Source organism: Streptomyces azureus (genome assembly GCF_001270025.1).
In the GTDB taxonomy this organism is placed as follows: Bacteria; Actinomycetota; Actinomycetes; order Streptomycetales; family Streptomycetaceae; genus Streptomyces; species Streptomyces azureus.
In genome coordinates, this window is record NZ_DF968239.1 from 15946 (window position 1) to 36307 (window position 20362).

Here is a 20362-nt window from a genome sequence, read left to right on the forward strand (position 1 = left end):
CGTCTCCAGGAGGGAGGAGGGCCCGCGCCGAGTGGGACGCGGGCCCAACTGCCGTAAGGGTGTGCGAGCAGGAGACCACTGGAGGGGCGGGAGGGTTGTACGGGAGTTCGGTGGACTTTTGAGGTGTGGGGCTGGTGTGGCGTTATCCCGGCCTGCCCCCGGCCCGCGTGACCGGATCGGCCGCTACTGACCCATCCCCTCGATGGTCGCCCAGTCCACGGTCGTGATGCCTGCCGTCGTGATGCCCGCGTTGGAGCCCAGCAGCCGCAGGTTGCCGCCCATGTGGCCCACCACGTACAGGTCGGCGTAGCCGTCCCGGTTGCCGTCGCGCAGGCGCACCATCGTACCGAAGTGGTCGATCTCCGAGATGTCGCTTGGCCGGTGTCGTTCGACTGCTGCCCCTGGGTGGCTGGGGTGCTGCTCTTACTGCTGGAGAGCAGACCAGTCCCTGGTCGGAGCCTTCGCTTTTCACATGGGCGGGTCAGGGCGGGGCACCCGTACATCCGTCCACTAGCGAAGGGAACCGATCATGGTGGTCGCCGCCGTCATCGCCGTGTGTGTGGTCCTGGCCGTCCTGGCCTTCCTCGTCCCCCGTCTCTCCCGCCATCCCGAACGCGGCACGCAACGTACGCTCGGTGCCGGGGCGCGGGCCGGTGGCCAGGCGCCCGGCATTCTGGGCCGGCTCTTCAGCAAGCCCTTCCACACCAGTTCGCGCGCGGTGAGCCGCAGCGGTTCGGCAGGCCGCCGCTCCCGCGGCCGCATGCCCTTCTGACCGACGGGCGGGCCGAACGGAGGCCTGGCGATGAACGCCGAAGACGCGGACAGGCTGCTGGACGGACTGACTGTGGATGCCCGTCGGCGAGAGCAGCCGATCGTGCTGGACGAAGACGGACGTCCCATCCGGACCTGGCAGGAGAACTATCCGTACGACCGCAAGGTGGGCCGCAAGGAGTACGAGCGGACCAAGCGCATCCTGCAGATCGAGTTGCTCAAACTCCAGCGGTGGGTCAAGAACACCGGCGCCCGTGTGGTCGTCGTGTGCGAGGGACGTGACGCGGCGGGCAAGGGCGGCACGATCCAGCGGCTCACCGAGCGGCTCAACCCTCGCGGCGCACGCGTGGTCGCCCTGGACAAGCCCACCGAACGCGAGGCGGGCCAGTGGTACTTCCAGCGGTACATCGCGCATCTGCCGACGGCCGGGGAGATCGTCTTCTTTGACCGCTCCTGGTACAACCGAGCCGGCGTGGAGCGCGTGATGGGGTACTGCTCCAAGGACGAGTACGAGCTGTTCTTCGACCAGTGCCCGGCCTTCGAGCGGATGCTGGTCGACGACGGCATCCTGCTGGTGAAGTTTTGGTTCTCCGTATCCCGCTCCGAGCAGCGCACGCGCTTCGCGATCCGGCAGGTCGACCCGGTGCGACAGTGGAAGCTCTCTCCCACCGACCTGGCCTCGCTGGACCTCTGGGACGACTACACCGAGGCGAAGGTCGACATGTTCCGCGCCACGGACACCCCACACGCCTCCTGGACCGTCGTCAAGAGCAACGACAAGCGGCGCGCCCGGCTGGAGACCATGCGCAGTCTGCTGTCGCGCATCGACTACGCCAGCAAGGACCGCGAGGCGATCGGCACACCCGACCCCCTCATCGTCGGCGCCGCCGACACCCTTCTGGAGCCCGGTGAGGAGGACACCACACTGTCACCCACTCCGCTGTCCTCCGACGCCGAAGGGCCCGGCAAGCACCCAGGGACTGACTGACACTCACGAGCCCCTCCCGCCCATCCAATGGGGCCCGGGCCTGCGTCATCGCTGCGCGGAGGCGCGCCTTTCCGTGCGATGGTCGTAGTGCGCCCACATGGTCACCGCCACCACGGCAGTGAGCCCGACCGCCAGGACCCTCGCTGCGCCACTGGTCACGAGGCGACCAGCCCGGTGAGCCCCGCTCCGCACAGCATGATCACCCGGCTGATGAAGCGGTACTGGGGCTGCTGGGGATCCTCCCGGTCCTTGAGGTCGTGCAGGGCGTCACGAGCCGGATATGCGGAACCGCGCCGGGCGCGGGCGCGGTATGTCAGTCCGTAACTGATCAGCGCGTACAGCGCGAGAGCGCCCAGCCCCAGAGCCAGAGGTAAGGATCATCACTCGGTCCTCGTGCCAGACACACGACACCTCTCCTCCAGAGGCGGGCTTCACCGGTGAGCAGAAGTCAACCGCTGTTGCCACCATGCCGGTCGGTGCTGGCATCGGTATCGGCGGGACGGAAGCATGCCGTCACCGTTTTGCCGTGCCGCTGGCACCTCATCCCCCACTCATCGGCGAGCTTCCGCACGATTGCTACTCCGCGGCCGGAGACTTCCCCCGGCTGTGGTTCGCGCTGGCGCGGCAGCGTCGGGTCCTCGTCGTGGACGCTCACATGGAGGCAGTCGCCGTCCCACGTGAGGACCAAGTGCGCGTCGCTGTGCGCGTGGATGTGCGCATTGGTGATCAGCTCGGACACAGCCAGCACGATGGTGTCCACCGTGTTCGGCTCGGCAGCGGCCCAGGGCAGGGACTCGAGACGCCTGCGTGTCCACTCCCGTCCGGCGCGCACTCCCTCGGACATGGGAAACGAGTGCGCCCATCCCATCGCCTTCACCGCCACTGCCCCGACATCCTCTCCTTCGTCCCCCACACAAGTTTGTGATGAATCGTCTACCCGGCATCCGCCTTAACAGCCATGAAGAACGCCCCTCCATGCCCGCAATCGCCACCTCGGAATGTCCATCGCGGCTTGGACACGTTGCTGCGCTTGCTGGCGTTCCCGTCTGGAGTGCGGTAGATCGGCGGCGGCCTGGCGAGGAGCCGGAGCTGGGTGTGAGCGGCGATGACGATCCACGTCCAGCGGTCTCCGGGCCTCGGGGGTGCGGATCTTCGGGCGGGTCCAGCCCAGGGTCTGCTTCATCAGCCGGCGTGTGCTCGAGGTCGAACCTTTTCGAAGGAGCCGGTGCCGACGCATCCTCAAGGACACCTGACCACAGACACGAACAGGCCCAGCCTCCCGGCGATCTCGCTCCGGGCCCTACAAGATGGTCTTGGGCTGCCCAGCCGCGGGAAGGCCCAGCGGCAGCCGATTTGCGCGGCTCTATGGCCGGCCACCTGACCCCCACACCCCCAGGGAGCACCCCCATGGCAGTGATGACGGACGCGCTCGTACCGGCGTTGGAGGATGTCCGCGAGGCGCATGAGGCGGTCATCGACCGGTTCAGGGCGGATGTGACGATCACGCCGCCCGGCCCCTACCGGCAGATGCTCGAGCGCCAGGTGGACGACGTCCAGAACAGCGTTCAGCGCATCGAGCATCAGGTGCGCGAGCTGCGGCCCCGCAGCGGGCTTGTCGGGGACACCGTGGAAATCGCGCGGTCCATCTCACGCAGCGCCGTGCGCACCGCCATGCTGCCGCTGTCCATCGGATCCACGTTCGCGACGGAGATGCTGCGCGGCCGGTGGCCGAACGAGGAGCGGCGGCTGCTGAGGAATGCCGAGGACGAGTACGCGGTCACCGCCCGAGCCCTGGCAGCCTGCCGGGCCGGCCAGAGCATCGCCGAAGAGGCCCGTGACCAGGCCACCGCCGACCTGCTCGCCGCGCTGGGCCGCCAGAACGAGGAACTCCTCGAACGACTTGAGGACAGCGTCGCCGATCACGCACGGGCCGTGGCCGCCGCGGCTAACGGCTTTCGCGTGGAGAACGGCGGCGGCCTGGCCGACGCGGCCGCGCGCGCCGTGCGGACCGCAGCCGACCGGGTGCAAGACGTCGCCCAGAGCAGCGGCCGGCGAGCCAGGGGCGCGGCCGAGGGCGCCGTGCGAGAGATGCCCGACGCCACCCGCATGGCCGAAGAGGTCCAGGGAGCGGTGACCCGGGAACAGGAACTGCCGATCCCCCGCTTCAGCCAGCTCAGCGTCGACGACATCAAGCGACAGCTGCGCTCACTGCCCCAGTCGGACCTGACGGTCATCGAGGGATACGAACGCACCCACGCCAACCGGCCCGGAGTCCTGGACGCCATCGAGCAGCTGCGCGGCAGTGAACCCTGGGACGGCTACGACACCATGAACCCCGACAAGATCACCGCCCAGTTGCAGAACGTCCCCTCCAGCGTCGCCCGCCAGGTCCTGGAGTACGAGCGGCGCCACCGCCAGCGCCAGGAGGTCATCTCCGCCGCCGAAACACGCACCACTCCGTGAACCAAACGGGCGAACGTGCCGGCCCTGCCGCCGTCATCACCCTTTCAGCCCACGCCGCCCCTTCCCACGGCACCCGCCTTGACACCACCAGCAGCGCCAGGAGGTCATCTCCGCCGCTGAAGCACGCGCCGCCCAGTGAACCAAGCGGGTGAGCGTGCTGCGGTCGGCGGGTGAATGCAGGCAGCCCCTCGCCCGGCAGGCCGCGCACTGGGGGCATCATGAGCAGGCAGCTGGAGCGTGACCCTCACCCAGGCTCCACGGGCATGATGAGGTCCTGGAGCCGAACTCTCCGTCAGGCTCCAGGACCTCTCGCCAGCCGGGCGTCACTCTCCGGCTGTGGCACCTGGTGCGCAGCGAACGCGCCGGTAACCGCCCCTCGGTGCGCACCTGGTGCGCAATCGCGGATCCGCCTGGCGCGCCTGGTGCGCAGGCTCCGGGTCGGGCGCGCAGAGGGCTTGGCAAGGTGCGCAGGGTCGTCGAGCGTGCCTTCGCCTGGCTGCACCAGTTCAAACGGCTCCGCGTCCGCTACGAACGACGTGCCGACATCACCCATGGGTTGTAAACCCGGCGTGCAGCATCATCTGCCTTCGAAAGCTCCGCTCCGCGGCGAGAAACCGTCAGTCAGGGAGAAACTCCCGGGCATGGTCGTGCGCCCACTCGGCGAAGGTGCGAGCCGGGACTCCGGTGACCTCCTCGGCTGTGGGTGCCGGGCCAGCCGCGGTCGGATCGACTTCCTCGAGTGCCTGCAGGTCTGTCCCGCCGCCTGAATAGTCCTCGAAACCGAGCAGGAAACCCGCGTTCTCCGCGGCGAATCCTCCTTGCTTGTGGTAGTTCTCCCGTGCCTCGTCCCGGCTCACCACTTCGAAGCGGATCGGGCGGCCGATGGCCTCGGCGATGAGTTCGACCTGTCGACGATGCGACAGCATGTCGGGGCCGTTGAGGGTGTAAGCCCGTCCGCAGTGTCCGTCCTCCAGCAGAGCCAGGGCCGCGACATCGGCGATGTCCTGCTCATGCACCGGGCACCAGGCCGCATCAGGGTAGGGGTCGCGCACGACGCCCTCGGCACGGATGGACGGGCCCCACAGGGCCAGCTTGTTCATCGCGAACTCGCCCGGGCGCACGTGCGTCCACTCCAGGCCCGACTCCTCCACGGCCCGCTCGACCGGCAAGTGAAAGTCGCTGTCGAAACCTGCCGTGACAGCCCCGGAGGACAACACCACGATACGGCGCACGCCAGCCTGCCGAGCCAAGGCAACCACTTCCCGCGCGGTCTCGGCGACCGGGAAGAGATACATCCGGTCGACGTCCTTCAACGCGTCGGCGAGTGATTCCGGTTGCAGGAGATCTCCCGCTACTGCGCGCACGGCTTCCGGTAACCCTGCCGAGCGTCGGCTGCGGGTCAGAGCCCGCACCTCCGCGCCGGCCTCAACGAGTTGCCGGACTACGTTCCGGCCAACACTGCCGGTGGCTCCGGTCACCAAGATTGCCATGATGCTCCTTCTGATCGTTACTGCTCACGGGGACGCCTCACCACGAGACGACAGCCCCGTTCCACGTTGACCCGGCCGACGAACGCAGCTGTCCCACGACTGGCTTGTTGGCCACGGCGGCGAGAATGGCAGGCGGCGGAGAAGCAGTTCTAGTCTCTCGCCGAACCATTTTGAAACCGTCAGTTAGCGATCACACGGCTCGGAAATGTCGATGAGAACCAGCAACGCCGCTGGCGCCTGATGGCCCTTCATGCGGCCGCGACATGCTCCACATCGCAGGAATCGCTCTCTGGTCCGCGAAGCACTGCCTGGCTGTGGCTGCGCGTACGTCTCTGGGCTGATACGGCGGCAATGCTGTTACGCCATGTGGCGGATGGTGTTCATGCCGTGGCCGGACGCCGGGCGGCGGGGGCCTGCGAAAGCATCAAGGGCATCGAACGACATTGCTGATCGAGGAGCGTGCCGCATGTCCACCACTGTTCCCGTCTCCGACAACGCGCCGACCGGAGGAATGCATTTATCCGACCGCGCATCGGACCGGACGGGCCCGGGCGTTCCGGCCTGGGCGCGACGTGCGGCGGCTGCGGTCGTCTGGGTGTCTCTGCCGTCGGCTTTGTGGCGCCTCGCCGCCGTGCTGGGTGTTCCGCTTGGACTCGGACAGTCCGAGTACGATGCGATGCTCCTGCCCGGCTGGGGGCTGCTGGTGCTGCCTTTGCTGTCGCTGGCCCAAGAAGGTCTGGCCTGGCTGACACTCGGGTTGGTGCGGCCGTGGGGAGAAGTGTGGCCGCGTTGGCTGCCGTATCTCGGAGGCCGTCCGGTCCCGGTACGTGCTGCGGTTGTCCCGGCGGCTTTTGGCACACTCGCGTGCAGCGTCTATGGGGTATTGCTTGTCTGGACGACCCTGCACGCTCAGATGGACATCACGCCGTGGGGCAACTGGCTCCTGACCGCCTGTTATCTGCCTGTGGCCGCCTGGGGGCCGCTGCTGGGTGTGGTGACCGTGCACTACTACCGGCGCCGCACGCGCGGGTGAGGGGCGGGACTCCGTCACGGGCGGCCGCGTCGACTCCCTCCCTCCGCAGCTGGGTCACCAATACGCCCAGCTCAAGCCGCTCCTGACGATACGCCGACCAGATCGCCAGCAACCAGACAAGTGTTTGAGGTTCTCGTCGAAAGCCGAGAGCAAAAAGCAACAGCGCTTATATAAGCGCTGTTACGATACGCGGCGTGGCCGACACCCCCGCGCTCGACCCGACGCAGCAGAGCCTCTGGCGGCCCCTGCATCTGCTGCAGGCGTCCATGGACGCCGACATCGCCCGGATCTACTCCGAGCAACAGATCGAGGGGCTCAAGCCCAGCTTTGTCATGGAGTTGCTCCGGCTTCACGCCTGCGGGCGCATGACCATCGCGGAACTGGCCGAGTCGGTCCAGCGCACACATTCGGCACTCAGCCAGAAGGTCGCCGCGATGCGCACGGCCGGCTGGGTTCAGACCGTCGTGGGCGACGACGCACGCACCAGGAAGGTGACGCTCACTGACGAAGCCCGCCGCGTCGTGGATCGCCTGGCGGCGAAATGGCGGGCCACCGAGGCCGCCGTCGCTGACCTGGAAGCCGAGATTCCCTACCCTCTCTCCCAGGTCGTCACCGATATCGAGCGGGCTCTGGAGCGCAAGAGCTTCCACGACCGGATCGCCAAGCTGGCGGAAGATCCCGCATGGGGCTGAAGCGCACGCTGATCGACGTGACTCCGTTACGGTCGTCACCACCGTTCAGGCGGTTGTGGATCGGCCAGACCCTGTCCGGCTTCGGCAGCCAGATGACGCTCGTCGCCGTCATGTTCCAGGTCTGGCAGATGACGAAGAGCCCTATCTGGACGGGTGCCGTCGGGCTGGCCCAGGCGGTTCCGCTCATCGCGCTCGGACCGTTCGCCGGATCGCTCGTCGACCGGGTGGACCGCCGGAAATTCTACCTGCTCACGGTCAGTGGACAGGCCGTGTGTTCGCTCCTGCTCGCACTGCAGGGCGTCCTCGGGCACGTTCCTGCCGCCGGCGTGCTGGGGCTCGTCGCACTTCAGTCATGCTTCGTCGCAGGCGGCGGCCCAGCCTCGCGCACCTTCATCCCACACCTCCTGCCCAAGCAGCAACTGGCCGCAGGACTGGCGTTGAGGCGAATCGCCTTCCAGGGCGCCATGCTGCTTGGTCCCGCGCTCGGCGGATTGATCGTGGGCGGGCTGGGAGTCGGCGCCTGCTATCTGATCGACGCCTTGACGTTCGTCGCCGCGTTCTGCGGTGCCTTCGGCTTGCCGCAGATGCCCCCGGGAGATGAGCCTGCACGGCCCGGCCTGCGGGGGGTGTTGGATGGCCTGGCCTTCTTGGGCCGCACCCCCGTCATTCGCGGGGCCCTGCTCACAGACCTGGCCACCACCGTGTTGTCGATGCCCATCAGCCTGTTTCCCTTGATCAACGCCGAACGGTTCGACGGCAACCCACGCACCCTCGGACTGTTCCTCACGGCCATCGCTGTCGGCGGCGTTGCAGCGTCACTCTTCTCCGGAACCTTCACCCGCTTCCCCCGCCCCGGCCTGGTCATGCTCGGCGGTTCCGCTACCTGGGGTGCAGCGTTGACGCTGTTCGGCATATCACCCAACCGATGGGTCGGTTTGGCCTTCCTCGTCATAGCCGGCGCCGCCGACACCGTCTCCGTCGTCTCCCGGAGCACCGTCGTCCAGATGCACACACCTCACGAGCTACTTGGCCGCGTCAGTGCAGCTGAACAGATCGTCGGGCAAGCCGGGCCCGACATCGGCAACATGCGCGGCGGCCTCGTGGCAGACGCCACCTCGGGAGCAACAGCCCTCGTCAGCGGTGGCCTGCTTTGCCTCGGTGCCGTGGCCGTGGTGGGCGCCACGACGGCAGACCTGCGCAGTTCCTCCGCGTCCTCCTCTGCCCATACAGCCTCGGCCAGCCCATGAGCGTGGGCCGGAGCCGCAAGACAAACGCCTGGCGCAAGCTGCCCTCCAGCATCCCGACTGGCCAACTATCGGTCGACGAATCCGTCGACCCGTCCAAAGGGTGCACGGCACTCTTCGGGATCTCTGGCCCGGGCTCTGAAACTTGTGAGGATGAGGCCGGGTTGAGGCATGCGGACCGCTGGGCCGGTTGGCTTCAGGCTGTGGCTGCACAGCCGGTGGCCTGGCGCCAGGTGGTGAAACGGTTGGGTCATTTCGGTGGGTGGCCACAGGCTGTGAGCAGGTGGCGATGAGGGCGGAAGTGGGCTGAGAAGCCGCTGCGAACAGGAATCTCTGGCGTGCCCTGGTGGGTGAAGCGCCGCATAGCGCGTTCCCGCTGTCTCGTTGGCTGGTGGCTGGTCTCAGGCCCGGTTGTTGAGCTACTTCGACTGACGGTGCTCGGCCGAGGGCATGACCTCGCGGTGGGCGGCGCCGTAAGAGCGCACCTTGTCCGTCACGATCACCCGGGGCACATACCCGTATTCCTTGAGCAGACGGCGAAAGAACCGCTTGGCCGCCTGCGCGTTCCGCTTGGACTGGACGAGAATGTCGAGGACGTTGCCGTCCTGGTCCACAGCGCGCCAGAGGTACTGGAGCTTCCCGTTGGTCTTGAGGAAGACCTCGTCCATGTACCCCTTGTCACCCGGCCGCGGACACCGGCGCCGCAACTGGTTGGCGTAGGCCTGGCCGAACTTGGCGCACCACTGCCGGACCGTCTCGTACGACACCGTGACACCCCGCTCGAGCATGAGTTCCTCGACCTCCCGGAACGACAGCGGGAAACGGTGGTACAGCCACGCAGTGAGCAATGACCTCGCCCTGATACCGAAAGCCCTTGTACGACGGCGGCACGGGCCTCCACGAACAGACCCTCCCCGAGACGACCGACTCGAAGACCATCTCACGGAGCCCGACCGCCAAGTTGACAGTGCCCTCGCGAACGCTCGTGCAAGGGAACCGCCGCGGGAACCCGGAAGAGTCACTGGTGCTCGGATGAGGCTTGTCGTCGGGAGAGGACCAGCCTTCGTCGCTCTCGGTCGATCTCGGTGACGACGACCGTGACCTCGTCGCCGACGTGGACGACATCCGACGGAGCTTGCGCGGGCGTCCAGGTGAGTTCTCGCAGGTGGACCAGTCCCTCGATTCCGTCGGCGACCCGGACGAAGACGCCGAATGGGACCAGCTTGGTGACCTGTCCGTGCAGTTTCTGCCCTACCGCGATGCTGCCGGCGAATGCCTGGAAAGGGTCCGGCTGCGTCGCTCGCAAGGACAGTCTGGCCTCCAGGTTCCATGTGTCGAACTGGAGGAACTCGCATGAGACCCGCTGTCCGACCTGTACGACGTCGGATGCTGCTTCGATGCGCCGCCAGGACAGTTCGGGGATGGTGATGAACCCGACGCCGGGGAAGACCGGATGGTCGGGGCCGTCGTCCAGTGCTACGAATACGCCGAACCGTTCGATCGCTGTGACGGTGCCGGAAAGGTGCTCACCGCAGTGCAGTGATTCCAGGAACGTCCAGAGTTCTGGGTTCTCAGACCGCCCGCCCATCATGCCCCCAGCCTTTCACGAGGAGCTGTGCTGGGCGGGAGGTGCGGTCCGGTCGTCCAGGGTGGGTGAGCTGCACCCCGTTTCGTGGAGTCCCTGAAGCCAGGCTTATGATCCTGGCCCGAAGGAGAACCACGAGCAGTGCCAGCACCACGTAAATACCCCGACGAGCTCCGCGAGCGAGCCGTCCGCGAGGTCCGCACCACCGGCCGACCGATCGCACACGTCGCGAAGGACCTGGGCATCCACAAGGAGGCCCTGCGCGGCTGGGTCCGCCAAGCCGAGGCAGACAGCGGCGAACGCGACGACCGGCTGACCAGCGTCGAGCTTGAGGAGCTGAAGCAACTCCGCAAAGAAGTCGCGGAGTTGAGGCGGGCCAACGAGATCCTCAAAGCGGCGAGCGCGCTTTTTGCCCAGGAGCTCGACCGTCCCCGGACGAGCCCGACCAGGTGATCGACAGCCTGAAGGACAGCGGCTTCGGGGTCGGGCCCGTATGCCGGGTGCTCGGCTGGTCCGAGTCGGCCTACTACGCACGCAAGAAGCGGCCGAAGTCGGCCCGCCGGCTGCGGGACGAGCAGCTCACGCCCCTGATCGAGCAGGTCCATGCCGAGTCGGGCGGCACCTATGGTGCCCGCCGGATCACCCACGCGCTGCGGCGCAAGGGCGTCGAGGTGGCTCGCTGCACCGTCGAACGGCTGATGCGTGAGCTGGGCCTGGAGGGCGTCATCCGTGGTCAACGTCGCAGGACTACCGTGCCGGAGCCGTCGGCGCCCCGCCCGCCGGACCTGGTCGACCGTGACTTCACCGCCTCCCGCCCCGACCAGCTGTGGGTGGCGGACATGACGTATGTCCGCACGTGGTCGGGCTGGGTGTATGTGGCGTTCGTCCTGGACGTGTACTCGCGGATGATCGTCGGCTGGCAGGTCGCGAATCACATGCGGACCGAACTTCCGCTGGACGCCCTGGAGATGGCGCTGTGGAGACGCCGGATCAAGAAGGACTCCGGCCTCATTCATCACAGCGACCGCGGCTCGCAATATGTATCCATTCGGTACACCGACCGGCTCGCCGAGATCGGCGCCGCCGCCTCGGTCGGCTCCGTCGCGGACAGCTATGACAACGCGATGGCCGAGGCCCTGAACGGCACCTTCAAGGCCGAACTGATCGAGATGCAGGGCCCCTGGAAGGACGTCGACCAGGTCGAGCGGGCGATCTTCCAGTGGGTCACGTCGTACAACGAAGAAACGCCTCCATTCCGCACTCGACTACGTGCCACCGGCCGAGCACGAGCAAGCCTTCTGGCGGAGACAGAAGCAAACCCCGCAGTCCGCCTGAAACAAGATCACCGGACTCTACGGAACTCGGGGCAGCTCACTGTCGGTGGGTTGGTCTGGCTGGGGTTGTCCGGGTACTTCACCGACGACATCGACCGCGCGGGCGGGCACATACCGGTCCTGGCCCTCGCCGCATACGTGCTTCTCGGGACGGGGCTGGCCGGGGCCGACACAGGCCGCCACAACTGAGACTCCCCCGTGCTGGCGGCATCTGGCGACTGCCGTTCGCCTTGCGGGTACGGCATGGGCCGGAGAGCCTATGCCCATCGCCTGGTACTCCGGCAGACGGTGGACAACGCCGACGGGGCGGCGTATGCCGACGCGGTGTCGGAGTACGCCGCCCTCGAGCGGGACGAGCTGCCGGAGGCAGTCCGCGCGGTCACTTCGGGTCGCGGTTGAACACCGCCTTCGACCAGCGGTAGCCGAGCGCCGCCAGGCTCAGGCACCAGACGATGGTGATCCACCAGTTGTTGCCGATCTCGGTGCCGAGTAGCAGTCCGCGCAGCGTCTCGATGGCGGGCGTGAACGGCTGGTACTCGGCGATCGGCTGGAACCAGCCCGGCATCGCGTCGACCGGGACGAAGGCGCTGGAGATGAGCGGCAGGAAGACCAGCGGCAGCGCGTTGTTGCTGGCAGCCTCGGCGCTCGGGCTGACCATGCCCATACCGACCGCGATCCAGGTGAACGCCAGGGCGAACAGCGCGAGCAGCCCGAACGCCGCGATCCACTCCAGGGCCGTGGCATCCGTGGAACGGAAGCCGATGGCCACGCCGACGGCGCCGACGAGAGTCACGCTGATGACCGACTGCACCACGCTGCTGATGACGTGTCCGATGAGCACGGAGCCGCGGTGGATCGCCATGGTGCGGAAGCGGGCGATGATGCCCTCGGTCATGTCCATGGAGACGGACACCGCGGTGCCGACCAGGGTGCCGCCAATGGTCATCAGCAGGATGCCCGGGACGAGATACGCGATGTACTCCGAGCGGTCGGCGCCACCACCGCCGATGCCCGCGCTCATCACGTCGCCGAAGACGTAGACGAACAGCAGCAGCAGGACGATCGGTGTGAGCAGCAGGTTCAGAGTGAGGGACGGGTAGCGCCGCGCGTGCAGGAGGTTGCGGCGCAGCATCGTGGAGGAGTCGCGCAGGGCGAGGGAGAGCCGGGCCGGGCGGGCGGGAGCCAGGGGGGTGCTCATCGGACAGCCTCCTTGGACTGGTCGGTGCCGCCGGTCAGGGCGAAGAACACGTCGTCGAGGTCGGGGGTGTGCATGGTCAGCTCGTTGGCCTCGATGCCGGCGGAGTCCAGCCAGTCGAGGATGGAGCGCAGCTCGCGCTGGCTGCCGTCGCTGGGGATCTGCAGTGCCAGCGCCTCGTCGTCCCGGGTGACCTCGCGCAGCGCGGAGGCGGCTCTCTGGTATGCGGACGGGTCGGTGAAGCGCAGACGGACATGCCCGCCTGGGATCAGCCGCTTCAGCTCGTCGGCGGTGCCCTCGGCGGCGATCTTGCCGTCGTTCAGCACCGCGATGCGGTCGGCGAGCTCGTCGGCCTCTTCCAGGTATTGGGTGGTGAGGAAGACGGTGACGCCGTCGGAGACGAGTTCGCGGATGATCTGCCACATGTTGTGGCGGGAGCGCGGGTCGAGGCCGGTGGTCGGTTCGTCGAGGAAGATGATCCGCGGGTTGCCGACCAGGGTCATGGCGATGTCGAGGCGGCGCTTCATCCCGCCGGAGTAGGTGGAGGCGGGCTTCTTCGCGGCCTCGGTGAGGTCGAACCGTTCCAGCAGCTCGGCGGTGACCTGCCGTCCCTCGCGTTTGGAGAGGTGGTGCAGGTCCGCCATGAGGAGCATGTTCTCCTCGCCGGTGATCAGGCCGTCGACGGCGGAGAACTGCCCGGTGACACCGATCGCGGCGCGTACCCCGTCCGGTGAGGTGGCGAGGTCGTGGCCCGCGACCTGGGCCTGTCCGCCGTCGGCGGTGATGAGCGTGGACAGGATCTTCACGGCGGTGGTCTTGCCGGCGCCGTTGGGCCCGAGCAGCGCGAACACGGACCCGGCCGGGATGCGCAGGTCGATGCCGTCGAGGACGGTCTTGTCGCCGTACGACTTGCGCAGACCGACGGTGGAGACGGCGGCCGACGACTGCGGACCGTCGCCCTGCGCGAGCGTGGGCATGACAAATGAAGGCATGAGCCCTCCGATCGAAGGCTGAAGTGGGTGGGAAAGGGGCCGGTTGACGATGTGGTGCTCAGGCCCGGGCCCGCCGGACGTCGATGTTGCCGTACTTGGTGCGGGCGCGGACCTTGACCGTGTCCTCGGTCTGCTCCGGGGTCTCGGACGTGGTGAGGGTGTTGCGTACCTGGCCGGAGTTCGAGCTGAGGTCGAGCCAGGCGGCCGTGCCTTCGCGGACGCCGATGTCGATGGCGCCGTAGTTGGTCTCCAGCTGGACGGTGCCGCGGGCCACTTCGCCTACGCGCAGGGTGCCGTGGGCGGTGGTGGCGGTGACCGAGTCCCCGGCGCGCCGGATCTCGATGTCGCCGTTGGCGCCGCTCACCCGCAGCTCGCCGGTCGCGGCGTCGACGGTGGTGGTGCCGTGGGAGTTCTTCAGGACGGCGGGGCCGTCGACGAGGCCGACGCGCAGGCTGCCGGAGCTGGTGGTGATCTCGGCCCTGCCCTCGATGCGGTCCACGGTGATCGAGCCGTGCGACGCGGTCAGCTGGAGCGGGCCCGTCGTGTCGAGGCGGACGTCGCCGGACGAGGTCTTCACGCGGACCTCGCCGAGCCGGCCCTCGCCGAGCACCTGGGCCCAGGCGCCGGTCATGTCGATGCGCGAGTCGGTGGGCAGTTCGACCGTCACGTCGACGGTGCCGGTGCGGCCGAGCCCGAGCAGATTGCCCTTGGGCGTCCTGACGGTCAGTGCGCCGCCGGCGTAGGTGACCTCGGTCTGCTCGGCCGCCCGTACGTCCAGGTCCTTCTTCGGGTCGCGGGGCCGCACCTCGACGACGGTGTCGGGGCGGTCGCTCGCGGTGAACTGGATGGAACCGGCCTCCACGCGCGCGGTGACCGAGATCGGTTCGGGAGTGTCGAAAGAAGGCATGGCTGTCCCGTCCTCTTGAGTCCTTGGGTCGTCCCCGCTCGTGGGACGTGGTGTGGGGTGAACTGGTGCTGGTGGAGGCGCGGCTAGCGCACCCAGCCCGTGAAGCTCTGTCCGACGGTCTGGGCCTTCTCCGGCGTACGCGACCGGGTGCCGCCGTCGACTGCGGCCGACACGGCGCGCACCAGCCACGCGTTGACCGACAGGCCCTCGCGGCTCGCGGCCTCCTCTGCGCGGGCCTTGAGATGAGCCGGCAGGCGTAGGTTGACGCGGGCGGTGCCGCCCTCGTCACCGTCGGCCGGGGCCGGGGCCCTGAGAGGTTCGACGGGCGCGGCCGGCTCCGCGGGGGCGCCGCCGTCGGTGGGCGGCGGTGTCACCACGAAGTCGGGATCGAGTCCGCGCAGCCGTACGTCGACCGAGCCGGGGGCGAGTTCGCGGGTGATCTCGTCCATCGCGGCGGAGAGCACGTTGAGCATGGTCAGGCGGGTCGCCGACTCCAGGGGCGCAATGAGCCTCTCGGCCAGCTCCCGGGCTTCGTCGCCGCCGGCTTCGGCGGCCACCGCGAGTTCGCGGCGGAGGGCGTCGACATACGGGGTGAGGTCCATGACGCCATCATGGCACCGCAATGGCGCCACTTGCAAGCCCGAACGGCACCTCATACGGGTTGGGCTTGAGGGGGGTCAGCCTGATCTGCGGAAACGCGGGTAGGACGCCCCGAGTCATTGCGGCGCCATGCACGCTCATACGTTTCCGGGAGCGCGGAATGGCGCCGAGTGACGCCGTACGGTGCCACCTCGTTCAAGTGGCGCCGTGCGATGCCGCGAGAAGGTGCCGCCTCTCGGTGCGCGGCTGGGCCGACCCCAGGCCCAGAACTCAGTAACGCAGGGGCCCATCCAGTCGCCCACAGGGCATCGACGCCGGACGAAGCGAACCTCAGAGCGTCCCGGGCCGGCATCAGCCGACGCGCAGGCGGGAACACTCTGGCGCGCACCACGGCATTCACCAGGCCTACGGCGCGCGCCGAAGCTGTGGCGAGTCCCTGGCCTGCCACATCCGCGACTGCATCCACATGATGGCGCCATTTGGGTTCACTATGGCGCCATCAATGTGCCATAGTGACATCACGAGCGGCGCACCCCTTGGCCTTACAGGCCGAGGGGTGCGCGTTTTCGAGGAGTGAGCCATCAAAGGGGTCGGATCATGGAGACAGCACAGAGTCAGGAGCAGGCGGCGCCCGCCGCCTTCACCGCCTTCGCCCGCTTCGTGCTCTGCGGCGGTGGGGTGGGGATCACCTCCAGCTTCGCCGTGGCGGCCCTCGCCTCCTGGATTCCCTGGGCTCTGGCCAACGCGCTGATCACCGTGGTCTCCACGCTCCTCGCCACCGAGCTGCACGCCCGCTTCACCTTCGGCGCGGGCGGGCGCGCGACCTGGCGCCAGCATGCGCAGTCGGCCGGGTCCGCGGCGGCCGCATACGCATTGACCTGCGTGGCGATGCTTGTCCTGCAGCAGATGGTGGCGGCGCCCGGTGCGGTTCTGGAGCAGGTCGTCTACCTGTCCGCCTCCGCACTCGCCGGTGTCGCGCGGTTCGCGGTGCTGCGCCTCGTCGTCTTCGCGCGGAACCGCGCGCAGGCCGCGCCCACCGTTCGCACCGCCCGTTCCGTGCACGCGACCGTGGCCCGCACCGCGGCCCCGGCAAGCCCCGCGGTGCTCTGCTACGCCGCCTGACTGGTCCGCCGGGCGGCGTGCCGCGCGGGCAGGTGTCCTCTGAATCGTCGTTAGCGCCGCATTTGCCGCTGACGCCCCTTCAGCCGGGCAGCGACAGGCCGGTTCCGGGGAAGAACCCGACGGCGCCTGGTTCTCCGCGGCGCAGTTCTCCGGCACTGCCTGGTTCTACGAGGCGCGGTTCTCCGACGACGCCAGGTTCTCCGCGGCGCAGTTTGAGGTGGCAGAGCTGTTGGGGCCACTGGTCTGTTCAAAAGCGCTCGTCTTGTCCATCGGCACGGTTCGGCAGCCCTGTGACGGTGGAGGCCGCGGCAGCCCGTACTGGATGCAAGCGCACTCGGTGGGCCTCCACAGCCGCCTTACGCCTTTGCCACGCCACTACTGAACTTGAGATGTCGGCGCCGTTCGCCTGACGGCGGCCGCTCAGCTCGGGTAGCTCTGGACCGTGAGATACGCGCAGGGCGGCGGGTTGACCGACGCTGGGAGGGCCGCGCGGGAGCGGATCCGGCTTCGGGCCGTGGAACGCTTCGAGCGTGGGGACAAGAACCGGGAGATAGCTGCCGCGCTGCGGGTCAGCGAGCGGTCGGTCGAGCGGTGGCGCCGCCATTGGCGCGAGCGCGGCGAGGCTGGAGTCCTGTCGAAGGGCTCACCCGGGCGGCCGAGGCTCAGTGAGAGGTCGTTCTCTTTCCGAACCTCGTGTGTGACTTTTGCTGGTCAGACATGAGATCGCGGCTGTCGCGGAAGTCTCGGCTCGTTGCTGGCTGAGATGTCGTGGGGGTGGCGGATGCCGTCGATGCGGGCGGTGTTGGAAGCGCGGCAGAAGGCCGCGGCGGTGCGGGTGGAAGACCTCGAAGCCGAGTTGGAGCGGGTGCGGGTGGCTCTGACGGAGGCAGAGGAGGTGCTCAGACGCCGGGTGATCGGTCCGGAGCAGTATCTGGAGGCGCTGGCCGAGGGGGATGCGCCCGCCGAGGCCGTCGTCGTGTCGCAGACGAGGCCGGTAGGCCCGCGCCGGGCGGTGCCTCACCGCCACGACGCGGCCGGAACCGAGGTGCTGTCGGTGGACTACCAGGCGTTGATGGCCGCTGCCCTGGAGGCGGGAGCCGATGGGCTGAGTGCCCGGCGGGCGGCGGTGGTGCTGGGCTGGGACACCGCCTCCGCCTCCCGTGTCGAGGGGGCGAGGGCCCGGCTCAAACGGCTCGTGGAACGAGGCTGGCTGATCGAGGAGAAGCCAGGCAGGTTCACGCTGCCCGCGACGGAGCAAGACACTGCTGGTGCTGGGCGACCAGGCGGCGGCTCATGAGCATGGTCATCGACCACAGGACGACGGTCTCGCTGGTGTCGGCGCGCCGTTCGTAGTCACGAACCAGGCGTCGGCTGCGCAGGAGCCAGGCGAAAGATCTCTCGACGACCCAGCGGCGGGGCAGGACCTGAAAACCTTGGACGTCGTCGCTGCGGCGGACGATGTCGAGGACGACTCCGAGGTGCTGGACGGTCCAGTCGGTGAGGTGGCCGGTGTAACCGCCGTCGGCCCAGACCCGCACCAGCCGCCGGAAATGATTCTTCGCCGCAGGCAGCAGAATGCGGGCCGCGTCCCGGTCGGTCGTGGACGCCGGCGTGACCAGCACAGCCAGCAGAAGCCCGAGGGTGTCAGTGAGCAAGTGACGCTTGCGCCCGTTGATCTTCTTCCCGGCGTCGAAGCCTCGCGAGGCGTGGGTAACGGTGGCGTCCGCCTTCACCGACTGCGAGTCCACGACGCCTGCGCTCGGCTCCGGCCTGCGGCCCTCAGCTCCGCGGACGGCCTCGCGCAGCCGGTCATGCAGTTCGGCCACCAGCCCCGTGTCCCGCCAGCGGGCGAAGAAGGCATAAACCCGGTCCCACGGCGGGAAGTCGGCGGGCATCGCCCGCCACTTGATGCCATTGTCGACGAGGTAGCGCACCGCGTCGATCATCTGCCGGTGGCAGTAGCCCTCCGGCCGACCGCCCCGGCCTGCCAGCCATCCAGGCACCGGCAGCAGATCCCGCACGACCGCCCACTCCGCATCGCTCATGTCCGAGTCGTACCGGGGCCGGCGCTCCGGCCGGTCGGCCGCGTTCCCGAACCTGTGGGCGAGGCAGTCACACCCAGGAGTGGACGAACTGGACTCGGCGACCAAGACCACGCGACACTTCGACATCAGGGCCTCTTGCTTCTCGCTGGATTCGACAACCGCGAGCTACCAAGAGGCCCTTCTTCCATGCACCTGCACCGGCGGGCTCACCCGAACCAGGCCCCTGTTCGAACCCCTCCGACCACACGGACGGATAGAGAACGGCCAGTGAGAAGCAGGTCGCCAAGCCGGAGCGGGAGTTGGAGCGCGGCCCCCTGGTCCACGGCCGGGTCGACCAGCGGTGGACCCTGGCCCGCGTGAAGACGCTGATCGGCCAGCTGTTCCACGTGAGCTACACAGTCGAGGGAACATGGCGGTTACTGAAGCGGCATGGCTGGTCGTGGCAGCAACCGGCCCGCCGCGCGATCGAGCGTGACGACGCTGCGGTGGACCTGTGGAAGAAGGAGGTCTGGCCGCGGGTAAGAGCACCACGGCGGCCTGCGACGGATGGATCGTCTTCGAGGACGAGGCCGGTCAGTCGCTGACGCCGCCGCAAGCCAGGTCCTGGGGCCGGAGGGGCTGCACCCCGGTGGTCCGCGTGCGCGGCCGGGGCTCGGGCCGGGTATCGATGGCAGGCATGACCTGCTACAAGGCTGGCGAGCGGTCCCGGCTCTTCTACTCCGTCCGCGAGTACACCGGGCGCAAGGACCAGCCCAAAGGCTGCGGCTGGCGCGACTTCCGCGATCTGCTGATCCGCGCCCGCTTCCAGCTCGGCGGCCCGATCGTCCTGGTCTGGGACAACGTCCGCCTCCACCTGACCAAGTCCTTACGGGCGTTCATCGAAGCGAACGCGGACTGGCTCACGGTCCTCCAGCTGCCCACCTACGCGCCAGACCTGAACCCGCAAGAAGGCGTCTGGTCGCTGGTCAAGCGCGACATCGGCAACCTCGCCGCAGCCGACCTCAGCCAGACCACCCGTGCCGTGGAGCGCAAGCTCAAGATGCTGCAGTACAAACCGGAGGTCATCAATGGCTGCCTCGCTGGCACCGGCCTGGTGCTGGAAGCGTGAACACGCTGGCTGGCCGATCGGTGATGGGTCCTGCACGGTCGGAGTCTAAGGTCGCTGGTCAGATACGGTGACGAGATGAACGAGAGCCTGCCTGTCGACGTAGCCGACATGCTTGCGGCAGTCCTGAATGGGGGCACTCTGGTTCATATCGCGCTCCGAAGGCAGGTTCCGCACCTCAGCGTGCGAGCGCGCTGCACATGTGGGTGTGGCACCGCCTACTTCGAGCTCGACACCAGCAAGATGGAACCTGCACCCACCGGCCCCGGCACGGTAGTGGCGGCCGAATCGCAGCTCGTCACCGAAGCCGGCGAGTGCCCAGGTGAGGTCCTGGTCTTCACCCAGGGCGGCTACCTGTCGTGGCTGGAAGTCTGTTCATGGAGCGACGACATCGAAGTGACACTGGCCGCCGCGTGTAACTGGTTGCAGACACGCTCTTGATCCCGAACGACCAGCGCCCAGCGGGGTCCGCGACACCGCCGACATCACGAATTCAAGTTCAGTAGCGAGCAAGGGACCCGCCAACTCTCTGTCCTCCGATTCGTCTGGCCGAAGCGGTAGACCTGGTAGCCCAAGAGCTGTGTCCCAGAAAGGTTCTGATCCTCAGGGCCTCCTCAGCGCCTTCGGTTTCCATCACTGCGGGCAAGACCCTTTGCGCCGAACACGCTGCTGTGTATGCGGCGACGGCGTGTACATCAGTGGGAAGGTAGCTGCACGCATGGATCTCTAGACGTCATCTCATTTGGCGAGTATGTGCGACGATTCGTCGGCCAGTAGGAAGCCATGAGCGGGGGCG

General features: G+C 68.1%; 20 protein-coding genes and 6 pseudogenes. 15 read left to right on the top strand and 11 right to left on the bottom strand.

The genetic code is table 11. The annotated features are described in order from the left end of the window. Window positions 1–183: 183 nt before the first annotated feature. Window positions 184–342: a hypothetical protein gene (locus AOQ53_RS44580; RefSeq protein WP_167745709.1), complete on the bottom strand. Its 159-nt coding sequence runs from the start codon at window positions 340–342 to the stop codon at window positions 184–186. 187 nt (window positions 343–529) lie between these two features. Here AOQ53_RS44580 and AOQ53_RS11355 point away from each other — a divergent pair, with 187 nt between their 5' ends. Next, window positions 530–772: a DUF6411 family protein gene (locus AOQ53_RS11355; protein ID WP_059416887.1), complete on the top strand. Its 243-nt coding sequence runs from the start codon at window positions 530–532 to the stop codon at window positions 770–772. Window positions 773–802: 30 nt separating this feature from the next. After that, entirely contained in the window at window positions 803–1759 is a 957-nt protein-coding gene (gene ppk2, locus AOQ53_RS11360; protein WP_059416888.1) for a polyphosphate kinase 2, read from the top strand. Between the two features lie 448 nt (window positions 1760–2207). On the opposite strand, the gene AOQ53_RS11365 is transcribed toward ppk2, so the two are convergent. Next, window positions 2208–2642, bottom strand: coding sequence for an ATP-binding protein (locus AOQ53_RS11365; protein WP_059416889.1), 435 nt, complete (start codon window positions 2640–2642; stop codon window positions 2208–2210). Between the two features lie 185 nt (window positions 2643–2827). Then, window positions 2828–2973 (bottom strand): annotated as a pseudogene (locus tag AOQ53_RS47680) (NF041680 family putative transposase); the annotation flags it as partial. A gap of 193 nt (window positions 2974–3166) precedes the next feature. On the opposite strand from AOQ53_RS47680, the gene AOQ53_RS11370 reads away from it, so the two are divergent. Further along, on the top strand, window positions 3167–4222 hold the full coding sequence (locus AOQ53_RS11370; RefSeq protein ID WP_059416890.1) for a hypothetical protein: 1056 nt from the start codon (window positions 3167–3169) through the stop codon (window positions 4220–4222). 451 nt (window positions 4223–4673) lie between these two features. Continuing rightward, window positions 4674–4769 (top strand): annotated as a pseudogene (locus tag AOQ53_RS46075) (IS5/IS1182 family transposase); the annotation flags it as partial. Between the two features lie 70 nt (window positions 4770–4839). On the opposite strand, the gene AOQ53_RS11375 reads toward AOQ53_RS46075, so the two are convergent. After that, the gene (locus AOQ53_RS11375) at window positions 4840–5712 is read right to left on the bottom strand and encodes an NAD(P)H-binding protein (protein ID WP_059416891.1); all 873 of its coding nucleotides are present in this window, start codon (window positions 5710–5712) and stop codon (window positions 4840–4842) included. Window positions 5713–6178: 466 nt separating this feature from the next. On the opposite strand from AOQ53_RS11375, the gene AOQ53_RS11380 reads away from it, so the two are divergent. The 3 genes from AOQ53_RS11380 (at window position 6179) to AOQ53_RS11390 (ending at window position 8684) form a co-directional block, all read left to right on the top strand. Further along, window positions 6179–6745, top strand: a complete 567-nt coding sequence (locus tag AOQ53_RS11380) for a hypothetical protein (protein WP_236711659.1) — start codon at window positions 6179–6181, stop codon at window positions 6743–6745. 194 nt (window positions 6746–6939) lie between these two features. Next, window positions 6940–7437 carry a MarR family winged helix-turn-helix transcriptional regulator gene (locus AOQ53_RS11385; RefSeq protein ID WP_059416892.1) on the top strand — a complete coding sequence of 166 codons (498 nt, stop codon included), beginning with the start codon at window positions 6940–6942 and terminating at the stop codon, window positions 7435–7437. After that, window positions 7428–8684 (top strand): MFS transporter, encoded by a 1257-nt coding sequence (locus AOQ53_RS11390; RefSeq protein WP_059416893.1) that lies wholly within the window; start codon window positions 7428–7430, stop codon window positions 8682–8684. Before AOQ53_RS11385 ends, AOQ53_RS11390 begins: the two co-directional genes overlap by 10 nt. Window positions 8685–8931: 247 nt before the next feature. Here the strand turns inward: AOQ53_RS11390 and AOQ53_RS48385 are convergent. Beyond that, window positions 8932–9620 (bottom strand): annotated as a pseudogene (locus AOQ53_RS48385) (IS6 family transposase). A gap of 79 nt (window positions 9621–9699) precedes the next feature. Further along, window positions 9700–10272, bottom strand: a complete 573-nt coding sequence (locus AOQ53_RS11400; protein ID WP_059416894.1) for a S1 RNA-binding domain-containing protein — start codon at window positions 10270–10272, stop codon at window positions 9700–9702. A 135-nt stretch (window positions 10273–10407) separates the two neighbouring features. Between AOQ53_RS11400 and AOQ53_RS11410 the strand changes: the two are divergent. Both AOQ53_RS11410 and AOQ53_RS45200 read left to right on the top strand, forming a co-directional pair. Beyond that, window positions 10408–11601 (top strand): annotated as a pseudogene (locus tag AOQ53_RS11410) (IS3 family transposase). A 50-nt stretch (window positions 11602–11651) separates the two neighbouring features. Beyond that, on the top strand, window positions 11652–11789 hold the full coding sequence (locus tag AOQ53_RS45200; RefSeq protein WP_174523271.1) for a hypothetical protein: 138 nt from the start codon (window positions 11652–11654) through the stop codon (window positions 11787–11789). A 190-nt stretch (window positions 11790–11979) separates the two neighbouring features. Here the strand turns inward: AOQ53_RS45200 and AOQ53_RS11415 are convergent, their stop codons facing one another. The 4 genes from AOQ53_RS11415 to AOQ53_RS11430 form a co-directional block, all read right to left on the bottom strand. Beyond that, window positions 11980–12798 carry an ABC transporter permease gene (locus tag AOQ53_RS11415; RefSeq protein ID WP_059416896.1) on the bottom strand — a complete coding sequence of 273 codons (819 nt, stop codon included), beginning with the start codon at window positions 12796–12798 and terminating at the stop codon, window positions 11980–11982. Further along, window positions 12795–13787: an ATP-binding cassette domain-containing protein gene (locus AOQ53_RS11420; protein WP_174523272.1), complete on the bottom strand. Its 993-nt coding sequence runs from the start codon at window positions 13785–13787 to the stop codon at window positions 12795–12797. The genes AOQ53_RS11415 and AOQ53_RS11420 overlap by 4 nt, the downstream gene beginning before the upstream one ends. A 58-nt stretch (window positions 13788–13845) precedes the next feature. After that, window positions 13846–14694, bottom strand: a complete 849-nt coding sequence (locus AOQ53_RS11425) for a DUF4097 family beta strand repeat-containing protein (protein WP_059416898.1) — start codon at window positions 14692–14694, stop codon at window positions 13846–13848. Between the two features lie 83 nt (window positions 14695–14777). Continuing rightward, a complete protein-coding gene (locus AOQ53_RS11430) occupies window positions 14778–15296 on the bottom strand; it encodes a toxin-antitoxin system HicB family antitoxin (protein ID WP_059416899.1) in 519 nt (172 codons plus the stop codon). Window positions 15297–15891: 595 nt separating this feature from the next. Between AOQ53_RS11430 and AOQ53_RS11435 the strand changes: the two genes are divergently transcribed. The 4 genes and pseudogenes from AOQ53_RS11435 (at window position 15892) to AOQ53_RS11440 (ending at window position 17713) form a co-directional block, all read left to right on the top strand. Continuing rightward, entirely contained in the window at window positions 15892–16416 is a 525-nt protein-coding gene (locus tag AOQ53_RS11435) for a hypothetical protein (RefSeq protein ID WP_059416900.1), read from the top strand. A gap of 43 nt (window positions 16417–16459) precedes the next feature. After that, complete coding sequence (locus tag AOQ53_RS48030; protein ID WP_408055153.1) at window positions 16460–16798, top strand: pentapeptide repeat-containing protein; 339 nt, start codon at window positions 16460–16462, stop codon at window positions 16796–16798. A gap of 60 nt (window positions 16799–16858) precedes the next feature. Then, window positions 16859–17086: pseudogene (locus AOQ53_RS40810) on the top strand (helix-turn-helix domain-containing protein); the annotation flags it as partial. 120 nt (window positions 17087–17206) lie between these two features. Further along, the gene (locus tag AOQ53_RS11440; RefSeq protein ID WP_059416908.1) at window positions 17207–17713 is read left to right on the top strand and encodes a hypothetical protein; all 507 of its coding nucleotides are present in this window, start codon (window positions 17207–17209) and stop codon (window positions 17711–17713) included. Here the strand turns inward: AOQ53_RS11440 and AOQ53_RS11445 are convergent. Continuing rightward, window positions 17652–18461 (bottom strand): IS5 family transposase, encoded by an 810-nt coding sequence (locus AOQ53_RS11445; protein ID WP_099054577.1) that lies wholly within the window; start codon window positions 18459–18461, stop codon window positions 17652–17654. The two genes, AOQ53_RS11440 and AOQ53_RS11445, sit on opposite strands and share 62 nt — an antisense overlap. 266 nt (window positions 18462–18727) lie before the next feature. Here AOQ53_RS11445 and AOQ53_RS11450 point away from each other — a divergent pair. Beyond that, window positions 18728–19569 (top strand): annotated as a pseudogene (locus AOQ53_RS11450) (IS630 family transposase); the annotation flags it as partial. 75 nt (window positions 19570–19644) lie between these two features. Further along, entirely contained in the window at window positions 19645–20007 is a 363-nt protein-coding gene (locus AOQ53_RS11455; RefSeq protein ID WP_059416902.1) for a hypothetical protein, read from the top strand. The last annotated feature ends 355 nt before the right edge of the window (window positions 20008–20362 follow it).